The organism is Serratia sp. PL17, assembly GCF_017832355.1.
Lineage (GTDB): Bacteria > Pseudomonadota > Gammaproteobacteria > Enterobacterales > Enterobacteriaceae > Serratia.
Map to the genome: position 1 here is coordinate 374,907 of NZ_JAFIBY010000003.1, position 21,712 is coordinate 396,618.

A 21,712-nucleotide genomic window follows, 5' to 3' on the forward strand; every position below is an offset into this window, starting at 1 on the left:
GCGCGCCCGGATCTCCACACACTTTTGGAGGTCCCATGTTTACCCCTCAATTTGAAAATGGTCTTTACGGACGGCTGCGCCAGCAGGCTGGTCGCCACTGGCAGGACTACGTCGAACACCCTTTTATTCAGCAACTGGCCGCAGGCACCCTACCTGAGCCGGCATTCCGTCGCTATTTGACACAGGATTACCTGTTCCTGATTCACTTTGCCCGCGCCTATGCGCTGCTGGTCAGCAAACTGCGTACTCTGCCGGAGATGCGTGCAGCCACCGCCTCACTCAATGCCATTGTCGCCGAACTGCCTTTGCATCTGGCCTATTGCGCAGACTGGGGGCTGAGCGAACCCGACATTGCCGCCGAACCAGAGGCCGCGGAAACCCTTAACTACACCCGCTATGTGCTCGATATAGGCCACGCCGGTGATGCACTCGATCTGCTGGCCGCTCTGATGCCCTGCGTCGCCGGCTATGCCGAAATAGGCCTGCGGCTGCTTAACGATCCCGCCACCGTGATGGAAGGCAACCCTTATGCCTCATGGATCCGTAACTATGGTGACCCCGCCTATTTATCTGGGGTGCAGGCCGCACTCGACCTGCTGGAAAACGTGGGCCACCAACGTGGGGCTGAAAGCCGCCTGGCCGAACTGTCGACCATTTTCACCACCGCCACCCGGCTGGAATCTGCCTTCTGGCAAATGGGGCTGAATGCCCAATGAGCATCGGCAAGGCCCCGAATGAGGGGACCAGACCAGGAATTCAGGTCCGGGATTTGACCCTGCGTTTTGGTCAGCAGGTGATTTTCGACCGGCTAAATTTCGATATTGCAGGCGGCAATGTTGTGGCGTTGCTCGGCGCCAGCGGTGCGGGTAAAACCAGCTTGCTGAAGATCATTGCCGGGTTGGCGAAACCCACGTCCGGCACGGTCACCGGCAGCGATGGCTTACCGATCGTAGGACGCATCGCCTACATGGGGCAAAAGGATCTGCTCTATCCGTGGCTGACCATTGATCAGAACATTAGCCTCGGTGCACGGCTGCGGGGTGAAAAAGTCGACTGCGCATGGGCAGAACATTTACTGGAACGCGTGGGCCTGAGCGGTTATGGCAGCGCCTTGCCTGCGGCACTGTCCGGTGGCATGCGCCAACGTGCAGCCATCGCCCGCACGCTGTATGAACGCCAACCGATCGTCTTGATGGATGAACCTTTCTCGGCGCTGGACACCATTACCCGCGCCAAAATCCAGCAGCTTGCCGCCGATCTGCTTGCGCAGCATACCGTGTTACTGATCACCCACGATCCGATGGAAGCCTGCCGCCTTAGTCACCGCTTGCTGGTCCTGTCACGCTATCCCGCCGGCATTGACGACAGCCATGTCATTGAAGGCTTGCCGCCACGGGCACCGGACGACCCTCAACTGCTGAAAAGCCAAAGCGAGCTACTGCTACAACTGGTGAGGGCCGCCGAATGAAGCCGCTGAGTGAAAGCCGCCTGTCGCGGATGCGCCGCAGCCTGACGGTATTTGCCGGCCTGTTACTGCTGTGGGGAGGGATAACGTTGGGTGATATTCCCGCCTTTTTGTTGCCCTCACCTTCTGCGGTCGCGCAGGCACTTTGGAATGACCGGGCTTATCTCGCTTATCACACGTTGATTACGGCGTCAGAAATCGCCTGCGGCCTGCTGGCAGGGGTATTGCTGGGGGCCGTGTTAGCACTGTGCATGATTTTTTCCCCCCGCCTGCAACGCTGGTTGATGCCCTTGGTGCTGACCAGCCAGGCGATCCCGGTGTTTGCGTTGGCCCCGTTGTTGGTGCTGTGGTTTGGTTTTGGCATGAGCGCCAAAGTGGTGATGGCGGTACTGGTGATTTTCTTCCCTGTAACCTCCGCCTTCTTTGATGGACTGCGGCGGGTCAATAACGACTATCTCGATCTGGCACGTACCCTGCGCGCCTCACCCTGGGCCCAACTGCGGCACGTTCGGCTGATGGCGGCGCTGCCGGCCTTCGGTTCCGGGCTGCGCATGGCCGCCGCCGTCGCCCCGATAGGGGCCATCATCGGCGAATGGGTCGGCTCGGCGGAAGGTTTGGGGTACGTAATGCTTAACGCTAATGCGCGCATGCAGACTGACGTCTGTTTTGCCGCGCTGTTTATTCTGGTGCTGATGACCGTCTTGCTCTGGGTGACCGTGGACGCGCTGCTGCTGCGCCTGATCGATTGGGCACCGGAAAATAACTGATAATAAGGAACCAACCATGATTAAAAAGACCCTCTGCGGGCTGCTGCTCAGCGCTACGCTGGCCGGGCAAGCAACCGCCGCTGAAAAACTGACGCTGGTGCTCGATTGGTATATCAACCCCGATCACGCGCCGATAATGGTGGCCGATCAGATCGGTGCCTTCAAGGCCGAGGGCCTCGACGTCAAGATAGTGCCACCTTCCGACCCGGCACTACCGCCACGTCTGGTGGCGGCAAAACAGGCCGATCTTGCCATCACCTATCAACCGCAGTTGCACTTCTTCGCTGACCAGGGCTTGCCGCTGGTGCGCATAGGGACCCTGATTAATTCGCCGCTCAATACCGTTATTACGCTGGATAAGCGCATCACCACCCCGGCAGGGCTTAAGGGCAAAAAAATCGGTTATTCGGTCAGCGGCATTGAACAGGCCACGCTGGCAACCATGCTCGAACATGAGCATCTCAACCCCAATGACACCAAACTGATTAACGTTAACTTCCAACTGACCAGTGCCCTGCTGGCAGGCCAGGTCGATGCGGTGATCGGCGGGTACCGCAATATTGAAGCGCTGGAATTGAAATTACAGGGGAAAGATCCGGTGGTGTTTAACGTGGAAGACTACGGCGTCCCCGCCTACGACGAACTGATCATCGTCGCCAATCGCGACACCATCACTGAGCCGAAAATCAAAAAATTCCTCGCGGCACTGAAAAAAGGCGGCGATTACCTGCACGCTCATCCGCAGGAAAGCTGGCTAGCATTCGCCAAGGCCCATCCGGAACTGAATACCGCGCTGAACAAACAGGCATGGCAAGCCAGCTTGCCGCTGTTTGCCCGCGATCCGGCCAAGCTGGATAAAGCGCGCTATCAAGCCTACGAACAATTCCTGTTCGACAACAAGTTGATCAAGAAAATCACCCCCGTGGAACAATACGCGGTGGAACTGCATTAAGCCGTTATCGGGCGCAGCCTTTGAACTGCGCCCTTCTCTATGATGCCCTTCCCTCTTCGCTGGCGTGATTAGTGTCACACTATTGTCACAAAAATCGCCAATCACACTCTGACCCAGCAGAGCGATGCAAACACGCATTGCTCTGACGGTTTCAATGCGCTATACCCTCCTCTTTCTCGCGGCGGCAGCGGTCAGCGGCGTTGATCAGAGCACTAAAGTTTTTCTTTTTAATCAGACAGGGTACGGTGGATGGTTTCAGCATTAATCTCGTTTGCACTTTTTATCGCCTCAATTTTAATCTACCGGACCCGGGGCGCTGCCAACCGCTGGTGGCTTGCCACTCTGCTGACGCTGCTGGGCAGTTATCTGATCCTCAACGTTGTCCTGATCGCCAGCAACTACTTTACCGGTGACGGCATCACCGACGCGGTAATTTACACCCTCACCAGCAGCCTGAAAGGTGCCGGCGTCGGCAAATACCTGCTGCCGTTTATCGGCCTGTTGGCGGTACTGGCGCTGATCTTCGCCGTACTCACCTGGAGCCTGGTGCGACGCAAAGCGAAAAGCAGCAGTGTGGTATACAGTGTGATCGCCGTATTGCTGGCCTTGTTTTCCGTCGGCACTACTCCCGCCTTTCAGGATATCTCCCTACTGGTCAGAAGCCAGATCAGCGGGGACACCAGCGATTTTGATACCTATTACAAAGCCCCCAAAAGAAGCGTACAGGGCAAAGCGCCGAACCTGGTGTATATCTATGCGGAGAGCCTGGAAAGAACCTACTTCGATCAGCAACTTTTCCCCGGCCTCGCTGACGAACTGAATCAACATCGTGAAAACAGCATCGACTTCAGCAACACCCAACAGTTGCCAGGCACCGGTTATACCATTGCCGGCATGGTGGCCTCACAGTGTGGCATCCCGCTGTTTGCCCCTTTCGACGGTAACGCCTCCAGCGCCGTGTCTACCTTTTACCCGGAAAACGTCTGTCTGGGCGATGTACTGAAGTCCGCCGGTTATGATAACTACTTTTATCAGGGCGCCGATCTGGCCTTCGCCGGTAAAGACACCTTTCTGAAATCGCACGGTTTCGATCATGCCTACGGCTTCAAAGAACTGCGTGGGCAGGTCAGCGATCCCAGTTACAAAAATGACTGGGGCTGGTACGACGATACCGTTCTGGATGTGGTGTTCGACAAATTTGTTGAACTGTCTAAGCAGAATAAAACGTTTTCACTGTTTGCACTGACCGTCGACACCCATCACCCGGACGGGTTTATCTCCGCCAGTTGCAGCAAAAACACATTCAGTTGGCAGAACAAAGAGAACCGTTCATTAAGCGCGGTAGCCTGTAGCCAGCAGCATATCGCGGCGCTGATCGATAAAATCAAGGCATCCGACTATTTCAAAAACACCGTCATCGTGGTGTCTTCGGATCATCTGGCGATGAATAACACCGCCTATGACGTTCTGACCAAACAGAAACGCCGTAACCTGTTCTTTATCATTGACGGCACTCGCCCACAGACCGCGCTGCATAACGAAAAACGCAGCACGTTGGACAACGGCGCCACGGTATTGGACGTGATGGGCGGCGATAACTACATAGGCCTAGGCCGCAGCAGCTTCTCCAGCCCAACGCTGTCTACTGTTTTCATGAATATCGATGAGAAGATCAACGCCTGGAAACCGGCGGTAGTGAAACAATGGGGCTTCCCAAACCGCATCGACAACTTCACCCTGGGTAACCAAGGCAACAGTTTTACCTTCTCCGGTATCACCTTTAAGGTGCCATTTATCTTGAAAGTGGCAGATAACAAAATTGAGCCGATGTTTAACGTTTATCTGTCCACGCCGCTGAAAAAGCAGCTTGCTGGCTTGGGCGCAGGTGAAAAATTCGTTTGGGTCGACAAATGTTATGAAATTGGCCGGGTATGGGCACCTGAAATGGCACTGAGCACCGAAACCTGTGTCGCATCAGGCAATCTGGCCGCCCCGCCGCAGATCGTACAGGCCAAAGGGGGGAACTACCGCGGCAAGGTCAACTTTAGCGGGCCGGAAGCAGACAGCGTTGCCGCTTATCAACGCGCCATAGAACGGTTGAATGTGGACGATGCCGCCATTAAATATCAGGCAGATGCCATCGCATTTATGCTGCCGGGCATGCCGGAATACGTGAAGGCCATCACCGGGGTTTCCAGCGTTGAAGACTGGGGCCGCTGGTCAGATGCCAATCTGGCACCGGCGGTGAATATCGATTATGTCGCCCCTCTGCCGCCCGCCTTCGATCTGGTGCTACGCGCTCGCGCCTACGGTAAAAACGTTGGCGAGCCGATCTCCGTGCGCGTTGGCGATCAGGAACAGTTTGTGACGCTCACCGAGCAGGACACCACCGTAACCCTGCGCTTCGACAACCCCGGCGGCGCACAGAACATCAGTATCACGCCACCGACGCCGACTGAACCGCAGGAAGGTGCCAGTGGTGGCTTTACCCCGAAGAAACTGGGCATTGGCCTGGTGTCGCTGAAGATAGAACAAACCGCCCCCGCCTCCTGAGCATCACCTTGTAAGGGCGCCGCATGCGGCGCCCGCGTTAATCGGGGCGAATGTATTCGCCCCCTGCAGCAAATCCCCCGGGAGTAAATGCGAACGCTGCTTTTTCTTTTCCCCGTATTCTATTCGCCCATATTCAGCTAACCTGTTGCTGTGAATTGATATTGGCATCCGCCTGCCTCCCGCCGCATCGCGGGAGAACCAAGGAGAGAGTATGAGCAGTCAGCAATCCGGCACCGGCCTCACCCCCACTCAGGCGATCGAACAACTGGAAGCGCTGTATGACGCCTCGGTTGAAGCACTGCGCCAGGCAGTGGGGGATTTTATCAATCACGGCGGGTTACCCGACGCGCAGACCCGCGCCGCAGGGCTGTTTGTTTACCCCGAACTGCGTGTCAGTTGGGATGGGCAAAAGTCTGGCCAGAGCAAAACCCGCGCCTTCGGCCGCTTCACCCATTCCGGCTGCTACACCACCACCATTACCCGCCCGCAGCTGTTTCGCCATTATCTGACCGAGCAATTGACGATGCTGGCGGGTGAGTACGATGCGCATATTGAAGTGCGGCCCTCACAGCAGGAAATTCCTTTCCCTTACGTGATTGACGGTTCCAACCTGATGTTGGATCGTTCGATGAGTGCCAGCCTGGCGCAGCATTTCCCGACAACCGAGTTGGCGCAAATAGGCGATGAAACCGCCGACGGCCTGTTTCACGCCACCAGCACCTTCCCGCTGTCGCATTTTGATGCCTTACGCGCCGATTTCTCGCTGGCGCGGTTACGCCATTACACCGGCACCCCGGTAGAGCATTTTCAGCCCTTCGTGCTGTTCACCAACTACACCCGCTACGTGGACGAGTTTGTCCGCTGGGCCTGCGCCGAAATCGCCGACCCGGCCAGCCCTTATATTGCGCTGTCCAGTGCCGGCGGCATCTACATCACGCCGGAAACGACCGCGCCAGATCAGGCCGTTTCCGACTTGGCCTGGAAAAACCACCAGATGCCGGCCTACCATCTGATCTCACGTACCGGTCAGGGCATCACGCTGATCAACATCGGTGTCGGTCCGTCCAACGCAAAAACCATCTGCGACCACCTGGCGGTACTGCGACCAAGCGCCTGGTTGATGATCGGCCACTGCGGCGGCCTGCGTGAAAGTCAGTCGATTGGTGACTACGTATTGGCTCATGCTTATCTGCGCGATGACCATGTGCTGGATTCCGTGTTACCGCCGGATATCCCTATCCCCAGCATTGCCGAAGTGCAACGTGCCCTGTACGACGCCACAAAAATGGTCAGCGGCATGCCAGGTGAAGAAGTTAAACAGCGTCTGCGTACCGGCACCGTAGTGACCACCGACGATCGCAATTGGGAATTGCGCTATTCTGCTTCGGCGCTGCGCTTTAACCTCAGCCGCGCGGTCGCCGTCGACATGGAAAGCGCCACCATTGCCGCTCAGGGCTACCGTTTCCGGGTGCCCTACGGCACGCTGCTGTGCGTATCGGACAAACCGCTGCACGGTGAAATCAAGCTTCCAGGCCAAGCCAACCGCTTTTATGAAGGGGCAATTTCAGAGCACCTGCAAATCGGCATTTGCGCCATTGATTTGCTCCGTGCCGAAGGCGATCGTCTGCACTCCCGTAAACTGCGGACCTTTAACGAGCCGCCGTTCCGTTAACTGACAGGCGATGAAAAGCCCGCTTTTGCGCAATGCCGATCGGTTAAGCCTGGTCGGCATTTTTTTCGGCTTCTGCAGGCTCAGAGCAGGTAGCATTGCCCTAAATATCCTGCCTTTCTCTGCCTCCGCAATGAATGGCAATTGGAGGAGCCTAAGGCGCGGCCCCGGCAGCCGGTGATGCGCACCAAGGTCAACCCCCGCATTGACAACCACCGGGCAACCCATGCCCTCAGTGTGACGTTGGGTGAAGACAGAGAACATGATGCGATGAGCATGGTATTGGGCGCCCTGAAGACGTCGAACGCAAGCACAACGCATAGGCGAAACCGCCATGGACGGCAGTTTCAGGCGAGACAGGCAGGGACGCCTGTCGTAGCAGGCTGTGATGCGGCGTGATGAAGTAAGAGCCGTTGGCGTAGCCAACCGTCTGAGTGGGCAAGAGCGCGGGTTGCAAGGGGCCGCGTTTACGGCCCCTTGCTCGGTCGGGGCGCATGAGCTTCATAGTACATCTGACGTTTATCGACCGAAATAGCCTTGAGCGCTCTCAAAAACACCGTAAGTAATCCGCATTACGCAGAATGCGAATCTTTAACTTTTCATCCGCAGATCGTTGATGTCTACGCCTCATATCTGTTACAACAGCGGCTCCCATTCCCCAGTCGTTACCACTCATATGATTGTCAGACCTCAGCAACACTGGTTCAGACGGCTTTTCGTCTGGCACGGTTCGGTGCTCTCCAAAATTCTGTTTCGTCTCAGCCTTAACATTGCCATGTCGATCGTTGCCGTGCTGTGTTTTCAATGGTACGAACATCTGGGCGTCAAACTCACGCTGGCCCCCTTCAGTCTTTTGGGCGTGGCGATCGCCATCTTCCTCGGTTTTCGCAACAGCGTCAGCTATGCGAGATTTACCGAGGCAAGGCTGTTATGGGGCAGCTTGTTGATCGTACAGCGCTCGCTGTTACGCCAGATTAAAAGCCTGTTGCCTCAGCAAGATGAGGCTGCGCGTGAATTTGCGGCCCTGCTGATGGCGTTCAGCTACTGCCTGAAACACCAACTGCGCGGCACCGATATCAGTGCCGATCTGCAACGCCTGTTACCCAACGCTGATTTACGGCCGATTGAGACGAGCACGTCCCCCTGCAACAGGCTGCTGCTGATGATGGGCCAATGGCTGGGTGAGAAGCGGCAATCGGCACAGCTGTCTGACGTGCTGTTTCACAGTATCGATCAGAACCTCAATCGACTGTCCGAGATCCTCGGTGGTTGTGAACGCATTGCCAATACGCCGATCCCCTTCGCCTACAGCCTGATCGTTCACCGGACGGTGTACCTGTTCTGTACGCTGTTGCCTTTCGCACTGGTACCGGATCTGCATTACATGACGCCATTGGTGTCGGTATTCATTTCCTATACCTTCATCTCACTCGATTCCCTGGCAGAAGAACTGGAAGATCCGTTCGGCACCGCCGCCAACGATCTGCCACTTAATGCCATGTGCAACGCCATTGAGATCAACCTGCGCGAGATGAACGACGAGACCGATTTACCGCCAGCGGCACGGCCGGACAGCCATTATCAACTCAGCTAGTTGGCGACAATGTCAGGGGCGGTGAAAACCGCACCTGAAACGGCACGCTCACCATCGGGGCCGGTCCTGATTTACTGCACCAACGCCAGCACGCGTTTTTCCTGACTGCGGCTGGCGGCGATTGACAGCAAAATATCCTTCACCACCAACGCGGGCGCCGACAGCGACTGCTGGCCGGAAATACACAACGACAAGGGTACGCTTAGCGAGGCGGCATTGATGCGTGCCATCCACGCCTTCGCGGGGCCAATCATTGCGCGCGCAACCGACTCCGGCAAAATGGTGGCACCGAGACCGCTGGCGATAGCCGCGCTCAGGGTATCGGAGGATTCAATTTCACCAATCACGTTGGCAGCCAGCTTGCGCACCGCCATGGCTTCATCCACCTGGTTTCGCACCACATCCCCTTCGCGTGGCAGGAACAAATTCAGTCGTGCGACGTCCAGCAGATCAACACTGTTGCCGGGATTGGGGACCGCCCGCGTCGCCACCAGATAGAGATCTTCCCGTATCAATGCCGTGGCCTGCAGACCTGCGGGCATTTTAGTGCCGTAAATGACCGCCATATCCAGATTCTGGTTGGCGACCTGCCCGGCCAACGTCGAACCGATATTCTCGTTCAGGCTGAGCAAAATACCCGGGTGCTGATCGCGTACCGCCTGTAGCAACGGCAGCGCCAGTTGAGACGCCAAGCTACCCGGTGCCAACCCAACGGAGACATGACCGCTCATGGCCTGTCCGGCACTGTTGACCGCACTTTGCGCCTGCTCACACTGACGCAAAATGGTCTGGGCATGCGCATAAAGAATGTTGCCGGCTTCGGTCGGCATCACGCCACGTTTGGTGCGGATCAGCAGTTGCTGTTTCAGCTCCCCTTCCAACGTGGCCAATTGTTGGCTGAGCGCTGGCTGAGCAATATGCAACACTTCTGCCGCCTGAGTCAGGCTGCCGATATCGACGATTTTCACGAAATACTTCAGACGTCTGAAATTCATATTGCCTCCGTCATACCCCTTAACTGCGAATGAGAAGAGCTGCAGCAAAATCCGGGCCAGACCGACACAATAAGAGGATGCATGAACTAATCGACGGAAAAATAAGAAAAAATGATGCTACCGTCGATAAAATCGCCACATTACGCGGCAGGAAGAAACAAACGCGTGCACCAAGATAAGGCATAACAGGGGTGCCAAAGGGGCATCCCTGGCGCATCGCACAGCCGTGCACCAATAAAAGCGATAAAAAGCAGCAAGTTGAATAATCTTGCAGCAAACGAAACGGCAAGGCGTTTTCAGGCTTTACAAGCCCGAGCCACCCCGCTATTATTCGCCCCGTTCACACGATTCCTCTGTAGTTCAGTCGGTAGAACGGCGGACTGTTAATCCGTATGTCACTGGTTCGAGTCCAGTCAGAGGAGCCATATTAGAGACGCCCGCTTAAGGAAACTTAAGCGGGCGTTTTGCTATGCGTAATATCCGATCGTCGGCAAAAGGCGATCGTCATTCGTCAGCAGACTGAAAAATAGACGCAGCAATTGCCAAGGACCCCGCGCTTTTCACGCTGATGTCGATTAGCGCAATCCAGGGTAAACCCGCGCGCTCCCATTATCGGGTGGTTGAGCGCTTTTGTCATGAATGGGAAGACGGGACGTTACTGCCATTGACGCGGGTACAGCTCACCCCGGAAACCGGTCGTACTCATCAACTCCGCATCCACTGCCAGCAGTTGGGTCACCCTATTTTAGGTTGTGACCTGTATGGTGGCCGCCTGTTACTAGGCACCGAACAGGCGCAACGACTAATGCTGCACGCCAGTGAGCTGCATTTTATTCATCCATAGCAATGCGTGGATCAAAGCCCACAATACCAGCCCGTTCTAAACGCGTTTGACGGGAATCCGCGGACCTGGGGTGATAATACAAAGAGTGTGCTTTTGCGCATGGCTGCGCACGCACATGCCACCGCTCCCCGCGCGGCCTCTTTCAGGCCAGGGGCTTCTGCGACAGTGTCAGCCCCACCCATCCGCCAGATCATGAATATGACTCATGTCGTAATGAAATTAACTCGCTTTCACTCATCTCATGGCTCTGGCATAAATTATACAATATTAACGTATTGACAACATAAAGACTGATGAATGAGAAAGCCGGTAACCTCGGGCTAATCAAGAAATAAATTCATTTTTCATGTCAGAACCAGGGTGCAAGATTAGGATGAATAAAGACTTCACATTTACGATTAAGAGCACTCCTTTTGATGAGAACTATAACCCTTCAGAAGGTACGCGTATTACGACCAACTTTGCTAACTTGGCCAGAGGGAAAAATCGCCAAGAGAATTTACGCAACACCTTGGTGATGATTAATAATCGTTTCAATACATTAGCGCATTGGGATAACCCCAAAGGGGATCGCTACTCGGTCGAACTTGAAATCATTTCTGTTGAGATGAATATTTCAGGCAATGGCAATACCTTCCCTGTGATTGAAATATTGAAAACAAATGTTATTGACAAGAAAAATAACGAACGCATTGAAGGCATTGTTGGGAACAATTTCTCTTCTTACGTGCGGGATTATGACTTCAGCGTATTGCTGTTAGAACACAATAATAACCAACCCCACTTTAGCATCCCAGATGATTTTGGTAGCTTGCACGGGAACATATTTAAATACTTCGTTAACTCACATGAGTACAAAGAGAACTTTAAAAAATCGCCTGTGATATGTTTAAGTGTCTCAAGTAAAGACACCTACTACCGGACGGGGAACCAGCATCCTGTATTAGGTATCGAATACCAGCAGAATGATTCATCTTTAACTGAAAAATATTTCAACAAAATGGGGTTGCAGGTTCGTTATTTCATGCCTAAAAATAGCGTTGCACCTTTGGCCTTTTATTTCTCTGGTGATTTACTGAGTGATTACACTGATATTGAGCTTATCAGCACTATCAGTACGATGGAGACTTTCCAAAAAATTTACCGACCTGAGATTTATAATAGTAATTCTGCGGCAGGGCAATATTATCAACCCAGCCTGAATCACCAGGATCATTCATTAACAAAAATTGTTTATGACCGGGAAGAACGCAGCCAGTTAGCTATTGAGCAGGGGAAATTTACTGAAGAGCACTTTATCAAACCCTACAAAAATATTCTTGAACAATGGTCCGCTAACTGCGCGCTTTGATTAACAGAAAATAAAAGGTCATCTACTATGAAAATATTACTCCCCACGTCAACGGCTGGCAGTTTGCCTAAACCTTCCTGGCTTGCGCAACCAGAGACACTTTGGTCCCCCTGGAAGTTGCAAAATGAAGAGTTAGTTGAGGGGAAACAAGATGCTCTGCGTTTATCTCTGGAAGATCAACTGCGTGCAGGCATCGACATTGTCAGTGACGGCGAGCAAACGCGCCAACACTTTGTCACGACGTTTATTGAACACCTCAGCGGCGTTGATTTTGAAAAGCGTCAGGTCGTTAAAATTCGTAATCGCTACGATGCAAGTGTGCCGACTGTCGTGGGAGCGGTGGCTCGTCAAAAACCTGTTTTTGTCGAAGATGCCAAGTTTTTACGTCAGCTCACCAAGCAGCCGATTAAATGGGCCCTGCCCGGCCCTATGACGATGATAGATACGCTTTATGACAACCACTATAAAAGCCGCGAAAAACTCGCCTGGGAATTTGCAAAAATTCTCAATCAAGAAGCAAAAGAATTAGAAGCTGCCGGCGTCGATATTATCCAGTTTGATGAGCCGGCCTTTAATGTATTTTTTGATGAGGTGAACGATTGGGGGATCGCCGCATTAGAAAGGGCCATTGAGGGACTTAAATGTGAAACAGCCGTACATATCTGCTATGGATATGGCATCAAGGCCAATACCGATTGGAAAAAGACGCTGGGCTCAGAGTGGCGGCAATATGAAGAGGCTTTCCCCAAACTGCAGACATCTAACATCGATATCATCTCGCTGGAATGTCATAACTCGCATGTCCCAATGGACCTGCTTGAACTGATTCGCGGTAAAAAGGTGATGGTTGGGGCCATTGACGTGGCAACCAATACCATAGAAACACCGGAAGAAGTCGCCAATACATTGCGCAAAGCACTCCAGTTTGTAGATGCCGACAAGCTTTATCCTTCAACTAACTGCGGCATGGCTCCCTTATCTCGTCAGGTCGCCACGGGCAAACTCAATGCCTTAAGCGCAGGAGCAGAAATCATCCGGAAAGAGCTTTCGGCGAAATAACGTCACCCGGCGTTTACGTCCAGAGACTCCCCTTTGAGCCCACTCGGGAAAACCTGAGTGGGCTTTCGCTTTTCCACCCGCAATCGTTAGTGTTCGTTGCATCAGTCTGCGTCACACTCCGCCTTTTCGTCTTTATTCCCGAGACATGCTTGCACCACTTAGCTTCCTCACCGTTAGATTCAGTTGCTATTAAATTGACCAAGCGACTTGAATGTACGGTAAGTACCGTAAAAATTAAGGAATAAAATAGGATTCAGGGAAGTAAAAAAACTCACCGTCGCCGTCTCCTGATCTTTCTCCTAAGGGCTTAATGAAAGGTTACTCTGCCTCATACTGGGCTCAACTGACTGCCTGACGGGCCCAAATTCTCGGTCAGGATCGTCAACAAAGCACGGACTTTAGGCAATGCCTGACGGCTTTTGAGCCAGGCCAAATTAATCGGTAGCCCATCGGTTGCCAAATGGGGCAACACTTCAACCAAAGTGCCCTCTTCACGCTGTCGCTTCACCAGCCAGGTGGGCAATTGTGCAATACCGTGCCCGGCCAATACTGCGGTAAGCTGGCCTTCCGCATCACCGATTGCCACCCGCCCGGGCAACACCTTTTTCTCGCTGCTATTGGGTTGTACGCCGGCAAAATGCCAAGGCGTGGGCAGACCGTTTCCCTCACCGTAAACCACGCAGCTGTGATTCTCTAAATCCTGTGCGGTTGCCGGCGCGCCACGCTTTTCCAAATAGGCTGGCGAAGCGCAGAAAATATGCCGTTGGGCGCCCAGATAGCAATGCCCCAAAGTATTTGGCCAAATATCCGCGCCACCAATACGTACGATAATGTCGATGCCTTCTCTTACAGGATCAACAAAGCGATCGGAAAAAGAAATATGCGGCATCAACAATGGGTGATCCTCGATCAGTTTAAGGATCACCGGCAACGCATGCAGACGGCCGTAGGAAGCTGGCAGATCAATACGCACCTTTCCCTGTGGTTGGGTGCTTTCGGCCTGCATTGAAAGCTCCGCCTCTTCCAGTTCGCCAAGCACACCGGTACAGGTGCGATAAAACCTCACCCCGGCATCGGTCAGTGACAATCGCCGCGTCGTGCGATGAAACAGACGAACCTGCAACCGCGCTTCTAAACGTGCAATACCTTTACTGATGGCCGAGGTGGTCAAATTCATGCGTTCAGCCGCAGCAGTAAAGCTGCCCATATCCGCCACGCAGACAAATAAGTCGATACCTTTCAGTCTTTCTGAAGAATACATAACCCGCCACATTAATGAATTTAATTCCATAAACTTGGTAATTTATAGCCTAAATAGGAATATTTTTCTCAGTAAACTCCTCTCTATCGCCAGGCATGAGGCCCATGCCTTATTCAGTCACACACAAAAGGAGTTTACTCATGAGCATAACGAAACCCAGGGTGCTGATTACCGGTGCCACCGGCCAGATAGGGGGTGATACTCTGCGCTTTCTCCAGGCGGATCCTTCCATCACGCCGATCGCTGCCGTGCGCTCCCCGCAAAAAGCGGCGCCTTTTGAGGCGCAAAACATTCGCACTGTCATTATGGATTTTGATAAAGAAGACACGCTGGCGCCCGCGCTGCAAAACATTGACCGTGTCTTTCTGGCAACCGGCTACACCGTCGATATGTTGCGCCAGAGCAAAGTGTTTCTCGATAAGGCAAAACAAGCCGGCGTACAGCATATTGTGCACCTGGGCGCCTGCGGTCGTGACGACACCACGATTGCACACTGGGCTTGGCATCAGCTGATCGAACGCTATATTGAAGCTTTGGGCTTCTCCTTTACGCATTTGCGGCCGGAGTGCTTTATGCAAAATGTGATCGGCTACGGCGGCGTTCCGGCCGTCGTCAATGGCGTCATTCAGCAATACACCGGCGATGCCCCCTTCAGTTGGGTGGATGGTGAGGACGTTGCACGGGCAGCGGCCTGTTCACTGCTGCACCCTGAAGAGCACGCGGGTAAAACCTATCGTCTGGGTTATGACGCCAAGTCTTATGGCGAGATCGCGGCCATGATGACTGAAATACTTGGCCAGCCGTTCCGCTATGAAGCACTTGACCCCCGGATTTTCCTGGAAAATATGCGGCAGTCCGGTGCCGAAATGGCCTATATGAACTGCGTGGGCGACAACCTGCGGCGCATTGCCGAACGCGATATTCCCGGTGTCGAAGAGACTTTCGACAACTTCCCGGCGATAGCCGGCAGAGAACCGGTTCGTTGGCCTGAATTTATCCGCAAACACCGGGCCGCTTTCACCTATTAGCCCCTTTTCGGCTGGCCCGTTCGGAAAACCGGGCGGGCCTTGCCACGTTCAAAAACTTCGTCTCGCCACCAGAAAAGCGCCAATGACCAACAACACGCCGCCCAAAAGCGCTGGCAAATTTTCGCGCAACGCGGCAGGCCCGGCTTTGTAGATATCCACCATCAACCCTGCGACCAGTTGGCTGGCAACCAATACGGCAATGGTGGTCGCCGCCCCCAGCTTCTGGTAGCCCAGGATGCCGGAGAAAACAAAAAATGATCCCAGTAAACCGGGCAACAGCATCCAAACCCTGAGCGCGCCAGTCACCTCCGCTAACGCGCTCACGCCATTTTTGGCGAACAATAGCCCCATCAATAGCAACAGGCCGACGCTAGAGTTGATGACCAGCGTAATCAACACCGTCGACACGCTTTCAGTAATGCGCACCATTAACAGGTTCTGGATAACCAAACTGATCCCGGCAGCCACCAGCAGCAATAGCATGATATTCATAGCGATCCTGGATTTACGGCGCGATTAGCGGGCCGGCGGCGCGTTGCTGTCATCGAGCTTTAACTGTAAGAAGGTCAAATCCAGCCATTTGCCGAACTTGGCGCCGACTTCGCTCATCCGTCCGACCATCTCGAAGCCCAGATTGAGGTGCAACTGGACGGACGCCTGGTTACCGGATTCAATACCCGCCACCATGACATGCTTGCCAATCACCCGCGCATGCTCAATCAGTGCGATCAACAACGTTTTGCCTACTCCGCCGCCACGGCAATCTTTGCGGACATAAACCGAGTGCTCGACAGTGTGACGGTAACCGTCCCAAGCCCGCCAGTCGCCGAATGAGGCATAACCCATCACCTCGCCCGCCTCATTAATCGCGACCAACACCGGATAGCCCGCGGCCTGCCGTTCCGCCATCCATGCCTCACGGTTCGCCGCGTCGACGCTACGTTCATTCCAGATTGCCGTGGTATTGAGCACGGCGTCGTTATAGATAGCGGCAATGCCTGCACTATCGGTTATAGTCGCGTTACGTATAAGCATGTTGACCTCTTGGTTGACCGTCTACTATCATACTACGATATGAATAATAAATTAGACAACCTAAATCAACGCATCGGCGCGCGGATCCGCATCGAACGTGAAGCACGCCATTGGTCGCTGTCCGATCTGGCCGAGAGGGCCGGCGTTTCGCGCGCCATGGTGCACAAAATTGAACGTGGCGACAGCAGCCCTACCGCGATGTTGCTCGGGCGGCTTTCCGGCGCGTTCGGTTTGAGCATGTCCAAATTGATTGCCCGGGCGGAAACGCAGGAAGGCCGGATGATGCGCCAGCAGGACCAGCCGATTTGGGTCGATCCTGACAGCGGCTACATCCGTCGCCACGTGTCGCCACAGTCTGATATGCCGCTCGATCTGGTACGCATCGAATTGCCTGCGGGCGCAGAGATCCCCATGCCGGCCTCGGCCTACGCGTTTATGCGGCAATTGCTTTGGGTGTTGTCAGGTACGTTGGTGTTTCAGGAAGGTGAAATTCGCCATGAGATGGCTGAAGGTGATTGCCTTGAACTTGGCCCGCCCACCGACTGTGTGTTCAAAAATGAGAGCGCTGAAACCTGCATTTACCTGGTGGTGGTGATGAACAAGGCCTGAGCCCGTCAGGCCTTAGGCGTGTTGCGCTTAGCTTTGCGGATCCCGGTTATACCCTGCGCAGAAAAACTTTTCGGCCAGGCGATTGGCACCGCCCGAGAAGAACTCGCTCATCAGTTCCCCGTTGAGATCGTAGGCCCGGCAAAGTAACCCGGCCTCGAACGCCGCCTGATTTTCGTCCCCCAAGCTTTCTGCCAAATGGTGGGCATATCCCAACACGAAACCCCGTTTGTAGTCACAGCAGAACCGGGATAGTTGGCCAGGTGGGCTGGCGTCTTGCGCTTTCAAACCGGCCATCAGCCCCTTGCCGAAGTGATTGTTCATGGCCCCTCCCTTTTCTCTTCACTTTCGCTATATAAAATATTATATAACGATGATTGTGGCCATGAACATACTCACAAAGTTTTACTCATCGTCTTACGGCATAAAAAAGCCCGCAGAAGGCGATCTTGCGGGCCGATGAGTTTCTGACAGAATGTTTACAGGGTAAAGTTCAGCCCTTCCACCACGGTCTGCTCGAGTGGCAAGCGCCCTGAAGGGATCTCTTTTTGCTGCAGAAACTCAGGCAGACGGGATTTGTCCCCCGCTTTACCGATAGCCACGATGCCATGCACCTGATAGTTGTCCGGCAGATTGAGCGCAGCCTTGATTTTATCGTGGTGGATGCCCCCCATGCAGTGGGTCAACCAGCCTTTCAAATGCGCCTGTAGCGCCAGATTGGCCCATGCGGCACCGGCATCGAAGGCGTGGCTTGGGTTGCTCACTTCTTTTTCACCGTTCAGACTGGTGGTTTTGGAGATGATCACCACCAACGCTGAAGCGTGTTGCGCCCAACCGCGGTTGAATTCAACCAGGAAATCCAGGTAGGTGTCCCAACTGGCCGAACCGTGCTTGCTGTAGGCAAAGCGCCATGGCTGAACGTTATACGCTGAAGGCGACCAGCGCGCCGCTTCAAAGAAGCTCAGCAGGGTTGCATCGTCGATAGGATCATTCGCCAGCGCGCGCGGCGACCAGCGTTCAATAAACTGCGCATCAATCGGGTGATCGGAAATTCTTGGCTGGCTCATGGACATCTCTCTCATGGGTAGGGAATAGCAACGTTATCTGATATTCCCACGACTCACGCCAGCAAAACTTTTATTTTGTGCTATCGCGCAGCGCAGGAGTTCCTGTTGCAGCCCATCCAGGCATGCCCTCCAGGGCGGGTGTCGTTTCCGGCCCACAAGTTTGGCAACGTTGATGCGGTAAAGGGGCAGCCCGCTGCCCCTTTATTAAGGTTGCGCAAGTATATGTAGCAATATATTGCCGCCCATTGGCCCGTCAGGATAAACATCATATGATGTGCCCGTCAGGCCGGTACGCCAATCAACTCAAAGTGAAATAAGATGTCAAAACAATGGAAAATAACGGCGGCCAACGCCTTTTTGCAGGTCTACACCCGGTTTGGCGGCAACCTTAAAGATAAAGCCGGTTTTCATCCTGACCTGACGTTTAATCGCATTGTTATTTTCTCTACCACCGCACTTGGCGATCTCATGTTTAATACGCCCGCTATTCGCGCAGTGCGTGAACGTTACCCGGCGGCACGCCTCACCCTTATTTCAAGCCATAAAAACAAACAGCTGGTCGCGACAAGCCAATACTTTGATGATGTTATTTATTGGGATCATAAAGCAAAAGACATCCTCAGTATTATTCACCAACTGCGCAAACATAAGCCTGAACTGGCGATCATCCTACACTCCAAATCGCCTTACGATGTCATTGCCGCCATTACTGCCGGTTGCCAATATGTCTTCAAAGACGCTTACGGCAACAAAGCCACCGGCATGGAACCCTGGTTGACCGGAGTCAGCCGTAGCACTGGCGGGCATTTAATTCAGCGCAAGTTGGATCTGGTGGCGCAATTGGGTTGCCGTACAGACAATACCGAGATGTTTATCCCTGTTGAGTTTCCAGCGGTGAATAAAACCGCCGGTAACACCCTGATTGGTTTCCAAATGGGGGCTTCCGAGACGTTGCGCTGCTGGCCCGTCGAACGCTTTACCCAACTGGCAAAGCTGCTGTTGGCGCACTCGCCACACAACCAGATTGAGTTAATTGGCACCCCGAAAGAGCTCGCTATCGAAAAGGCATTTATGGCCGGCCTGACTGCCTCAGAGCAACAACGCGTGGTCAGCCATATGGGTAAAACGACCCTGCCGCAGCTGCTGGGGGTGATGTCAAACCTGCAAGTTCTGGTCACCGGCGATACCGGCCCCTTGCATCTGGCCATTGCCCTCAAAACCCCCACCGTCAGCCTGTTTGTCACGGCCAATCCGCAGCATACCGGCCCCTATCAAAATAGCGCGTTGCACCAGGTCATGTACGTCCCTACAGATAGGGTACAGCTCAGTGCCGCCCAACGCCGCCAGCCGCTTAGCATCATCACAGAGCAGCAGGTCTTTGACAAAGTGACGAACGCGTTACAACTCGGTTGATCGGCTGTCCGGTGGAACAGGCTGGGCAAACACCGTGGCCAGCGGGAACCAAAACAGGTACCAAAACTCGGCCGGATTGGCGATGACAAACATGCCCTGTGAACAATAGAAAATCAGCATGAAGAAATACAATGTGGCTTCCAGGCGTCGCCCGGCGTTGAGATGACGGACAGCAAGCACCGCACCAAACACCAATAATCCTGCAAACAAGCCAAACCCGACTAACCCACCCTTGAGTAATGCCCCCAGGTACAGGCTATGTGTCGTATGAATAAACTCGCCGGTGTAATTGGTGAAGGTCAGTTCTTTATCAAACCCATAGCCAAAAAAGGGCGCCTGCGCTATCAGCAACCCGCTGTGTCGCCAAATACTCATCCGTACAAAACTCTGCTGATACAATTCACCAAAACGCGTAATCAGCATCTCGCCAATCGGTGAAAACACAACCGCGCCAATGGCAAGTATCAGCACCGCCACAATGGAAACAGCCGTTTTTTTATTCAGCGCCAGGTAGGATGTGGTTAATGCCAGCGAGGACAATAGTGCGATTAAAGGCCCACGACTTTGCGTTAAGACCATAAAAGCAAAGAGCACCGGGATCGACAGCAGCACCTTTCTTTGTTGGGTATCACGAAATACCAATAGGCTTAAAATAATCCCCAACGCGGCATAACCGGCAAGGTCTATCACATTGCGCGGGCCGGGATTGGCGTCTGACGTTTCTCTTAGGGCATAAATTGCCCGGTAATCAACCCAGGTCAGGTAAAGACATAGCACAGTGATGCCAGCGATCACGCAGCACAGCAAAAGAGTACGGTGAGGGCTCTCCAACACGGTGACCAACAGAGCAAGATAAATCAGAATATAAACGCTGTGCGTCAAGGTGGAGACCATATTACCCGGTGTGCCCCCCCAGAGATTGCTGACAGAGTAATAGGTGAGAAAACATGCGGCCAACACGATCCCCACGACGGCCGATCGTCTTTTATGCCAGGCTTGCCGAAACGCTGTCCTGGTGCACAACCTAAACAGGAAGAAAAATGCCGCGATATGGAATAAATTATTAACCCGGGTAAAACCGCAGAAAATAGCGCTGAAAAAAGAGAAGGCCAGAAAAGCGTAAACAGAGATCAATGCCGTGACATCAGTTCTTCTTGAAAAAATCATTGCAATCAACCTTTTCAAAAATACTTGTGTCAATGGCACTGCTCAAAGAAAAATTTCTTATAACAATATTTTTTATTTTCATGCTTTCTCCGGCATGGCTAAAAGCCGGGATAATCAAATCATCAACCTTCTCTGGTAAAAAGGTTGGCAATTGGTTTTCGGGGGTTTCATAAAAGCGTGGCAAATGGAAATTGTTCATATCCAGCCCTGCAATAAAGAGCTGTTTAAAGCCCAAAAAGGCAATTATCTGAAAGGCCCAATACACCACGGTCCCGGCATCGAAAATGCCATGCCGAATGTCATGGCTAAATGCGATGGATTTACATGCAGGCGAGAAATCAACGCTCGGATCGTGGCGATAATGTTCCCACAGCGCCAACGGATTGATTTTCGGGTTATAAATTTTGAAGGCTGCATCCTCAACCACGGCAAACCGGCACTTCACCCCGGTCAATGTGAACCGGTCGATTATTTTCGCCACGCCGTGTACCGTCGTAAACAGGATTAAGTCAGGCTCAGTGATAATATCCTGGATAATATCCGGCCGCCGATCGATAAAGCCCATATCGACAATAACGTAAAAGCGGAAGCTGACCTGTTTGCTTAAGGAATAGGCACCATTGACGCCGATCGCCGGCATATCCGGGATGTTGCTAAAGCACATCTTTTTTACCGAAGGCCCTGTTGCGGTGAGCAATACCGGCCCCTGACAACTGTCTTTCAATGCTGACAACGTCGCTATGGGCACGGTCTGTCTTTTATACGCTAATACCGCAATTTCTCCGCTCTCTGCACGCTCAATTTTCACGTACGGCCAGAGGTTTTCATTATGCCGATAAGGCCGTGCATGAGAATAACGATATACCTGCTTAAAAAAACTTCCCAT

General features: G+C 53.4%; 20 protein-coding genes, 1 tRNA gene and 1 pseudogene. 14 read left to right on the forward strand and 8 right to left on the reverse strand.

Annotation, left to right across the window (positions count from 1 at the left end; translation table 11 throughout):
* The first annotated feature begins 35 nt into the window (after positions 1–35).
* The 7 genes from tenA (at position 36) to JOE25_RS13395 (ending at position 9,000) form a co-directional block, all read left to right on the forward strand.
* Positions 36–716 carry a thiaminase II gene (tenA, locus tag JOE25_RS13365; RefSeq protein WP_209635870.1) on the forward strand — a complete coding sequence of 227 codons (681 nt, stop codon included), beginning with the start codon at positions 36–38 and terminating at the stop codon, positions 714–716.
* A complete protein-coding gene (locus JOE25_RS13370; protein ID WP_209635873.1) occupies positions 713–1,468 on the forward strand; it encodes an ABC transporter ATP-binding protein in 756 nt (251 codons plus the stop codon). The genes tenA and JOE25_RS13370 overlap by 4 nt, the downstream gene beginning before the upstream one ends.
* A complete protein-coding gene (locus tag JOE25_RS13375) occupies positions 1,465–2,232 on the forward strand; it encodes an ABC transporter permease (protein ID WP_209635876.1) in 768 nt (255 codons plus the stop codon). Before JOE25_RS13370 ends, JOE25_RS13375 begins: the two co-directional genes overlap by 4 nt.
* 16 nt (positions 2,233–2,248) lie before the next feature.
* Complete coding sequence (locus JOE25_RS13380; RefSeq protein ID WP_209635878.1) at positions 2,249–3,184, forward strand: ABC transporter substrate-binding protein; 936 nt, start codon at positions 2,249–2,251, stop codon at positions 3,182–3,184.
* A gap of 249 nt (positions 3,185–3,433) precedes the next feature.
* Entirely contained in the window at positions 3,434–5,737 is a 2,304-nt protein-coding gene (opgB, locus tag JOE25_RS13385) for a phosphatidylglycerol--membrane-oligosaccharide glycerophosphotransferase (protein ID WP_209635880.1), read from the forward strand.
* 211 nt (positions 5,738–5,948) lie between these two features.
* Positions 5,949–7,409: an AMP nucleosidase gene (locus tag JOE25_RS13390; protein ID WP_209635881.1), complete on the forward strand. Its 1,461-nt coding sequence runs from the start codon at positions 5,949–5,951 to the stop codon at positions 7,407–7,409.
* Between the two features lie 673 nt (positions 7,410–8,082).
* Positions 8,083–9,000 carry a bestrophin family ion channel gene (locus JOE25_RS13395; protein WP_209636133.1) on the forward strand — a complete coding sequence of 306 codons (918 nt, stop codon included), beginning with the start codon at positions 8,083–8,085 and terminating at the stop codon, positions 8,998–9,000.
* Between the two features lie 71 nt (positions 9,001–9,071).
* On the opposite strand, the gene nac is transcribed toward JOE25_RS13395, so the two are convergent.
* Positions 9,072–9,995: a nitrogen assimilation transcriptional regulator NAC gene (nac, locus tag JOE25_RS13400; RefSeq protein WP_209635883.1), complete on the reverse strand. Its 924-nt coding sequence runs from the start codon at positions 9,993–9,995 to the stop codon at positions 9,072–9,074.
* Positions 9,996–10,344: 349 nt separating this feature from the next.
* On the opposite strand from nac, the gene JOE25_RS13405 reads away from it, so the two are divergent.
* The 4 genes and pseudogenes from JOE25_RS13405 to JOE25_RS13420 all read left to right on the forward strand — a co-directional run bounded on the left by JOE25_RS13405 (position 10,345) and on the right by JOE25_RS13420 (position 13,249).
* Positions 10,345–10,420, forward strand: a tRNA-Asn gene (locus tag JOE25_RS13405).
* A 101-nt stretch (positions 10,421–10,521) separates the two neighbouring features.
* Positions 10,522–10,879: pseudogene (locus JOE25_RS13410) on the forward strand (pseudouridine synthase); the annotation flags it as partial.
* Positions 10,880–11,212: 333 nt separating this feature from the next.
* Entirely contained in the window at positions 11,213–12,190 is a 978-nt protein-coding gene (locus JOE25_RS13415) for a DUF1852 domain-containing protein (protein ID WP_209635886.1), read from the forward strand.
* Between the two features lie 27 nt (positions 12,191–12,217).
* Positions 12,218–13,249, forward strand: coding sequence for a methionine synthase (locus JOE25_RS13420; RefSeq protein ID WP_209635888.1), 1,032 nt, complete (start codon positions 12,218–12,220; stop codon positions 13,247–13,249).
* A 328-nt stretch (positions 13,250–13,577) separates the two neighbouring features.
* Here JOE25_RS13420 and JOE25_RS13425 read toward each other — a convergent pair whose 3' ends face one another.
* On the reverse strand, positions 13,578–14,510 hold the full coding sequence (locus JOE25_RS13425) for a LysR family transcriptional regulator (RefSeq protein ID WP_209635890.1): 933 nt from the start codon (positions 14,508–14,510) through the stop codon (positions 13,578–13,580).
* Positions 14,511–14,650: 140 nt separating this feature from the next.
* Between JOE25_RS13425 and JOE25_RS13430 the strand changes: the two genes are divergently transcribed.
* On the forward strand, positions 14,651–15,538 hold the full coding sequence (locus tag JOE25_RS13430; protein ID WP_245209868.1) for an SDR family oxidoreductase: 888 nt from the start codon (positions 14,651–14,653) through the stop codon (positions 15,536–15,538).
* 48 nt (positions 15,539–15,586) lie between these two features.
* Here JOE25_RS13430 and JOE25_RS13435 read toward each other — a convergent pair whose 3' ends face one another.
* Both JOE25_RS13435 and JOE25_RS13440 read right to left on the reverse strand, forming a co-directional pair.
* Positions 15,587–16,030 (reverse strand): DMT family transporter, encoded by a 444-nt coding sequence (locus JOE25_RS13435; RefSeq protein WP_209635894.1) that lies wholly within the window; start codon positions 16,028–16,030, stop codon positions 15,587–15,589.
* A gap of 24 nt (positions 16,031–16,054) precedes the next feature.
* Positions 16,055–16,573 carry a GNAT family N-acetyltransferase gene (locus tag JOE25_RS13440; protein ID WP_209635896.1) on the reverse strand — a complete coding sequence of 173 codons (519 nt, stop codon included), beginning with the start codon at positions 16,571–16,573 and terminating at the stop codon, positions 16,055–16,057.
* 39 nt (positions 16,574–16,612) lie between these two features.
* On the opposite strand from JOE25_RS13440, the gene JOE25_RS13445 reads away from it, so the two are divergent.
* Positions 16,613–17,182, forward strand: coding sequence for an XRE family transcriptional regulator (locus tag JOE25_RS13445; RefSeq protein WP_209635898.1), 570 nt, complete (start codon positions 16,613–16,615; stop codon positions 17,180–17,182).
* A gap of 27 nt (positions 17,183–17,209) precedes the next feature.
* On the opposite strand, the gene JOE25_RS13450 is transcribed toward JOE25_RS13445, so the two are convergent.
* Both JOE25_RS13450 and JOE25_RS13455 read right to left on the reverse strand, forming a co-directional pair.
* Positions 17,210–17,503, reverse strand: a complete 294-nt coding sequence (locus JOE25_RS13450; RefSeq protein WP_209635900.1) for a DUF2623 family protein — start codon at positions 17,501–17,503, stop codon at positions 17,210–17,212.
* A gap of 155 nt (positions 17,504–17,658) precedes the next feature.
* Positions 17,659–18,246 carry a nitroreductase family protein gene (locus JOE25_RS13455; RefSeq protein WP_209635902.1) on the reverse strand — a complete coding sequence of 196 codons (588 nt, stop codon included), beginning with the start codon at positions 18,244–18,246 and terminating at the stop codon, positions 17,659–17,661.
* Between the two features lie 318 nt (positions 18,247–18,564).
* On the opposite strand from JOE25_RS13455, the gene JOE25_RS13460 reads away from it, so the two are divergent.
* Positions 18,565–19,659 carry a glycosyltransferase family 9 protein gene (locus tag JOE25_RS13460; RefSeq protein WP_209635904.1) on the forward strand — a complete coding sequence of 365 codons (1,095 nt, stop codon included), beginning with the start codon at positions 18,565–18,567 and terminating at the stop codon, positions 19,657–19,659.
* On the opposite strand, the gene JOE25_RS13465 is transcribed toward JOE25_RS13460, so the two are convergent.
* Entirely contained in the window at positions 19,645–20,826 is a 1,182-nt protein-coding gene (locus JOE25_RS13465; protein ID WP_209635906.1) for an O-antigen ligase family protein, read from the reverse strand. The two genes, JOE25_RS13460 and JOE25_RS13465, sit on opposite strands and share 15 nt — an antisense overlap.
* Complete coding sequence (locus JOE25_RS13470; RefSeq protein ID WP_209636135.1) at positions 20,804–21,712, reverse strand: sugar glycosyltransferase; 909 nt, start codon at positions 21,710–21,712, stop codon at positions 20,804–20,806. Before JOE25_RS13470 ends, JOE25_RS13465 begins: the two co-directional genes overlap by 23 nt.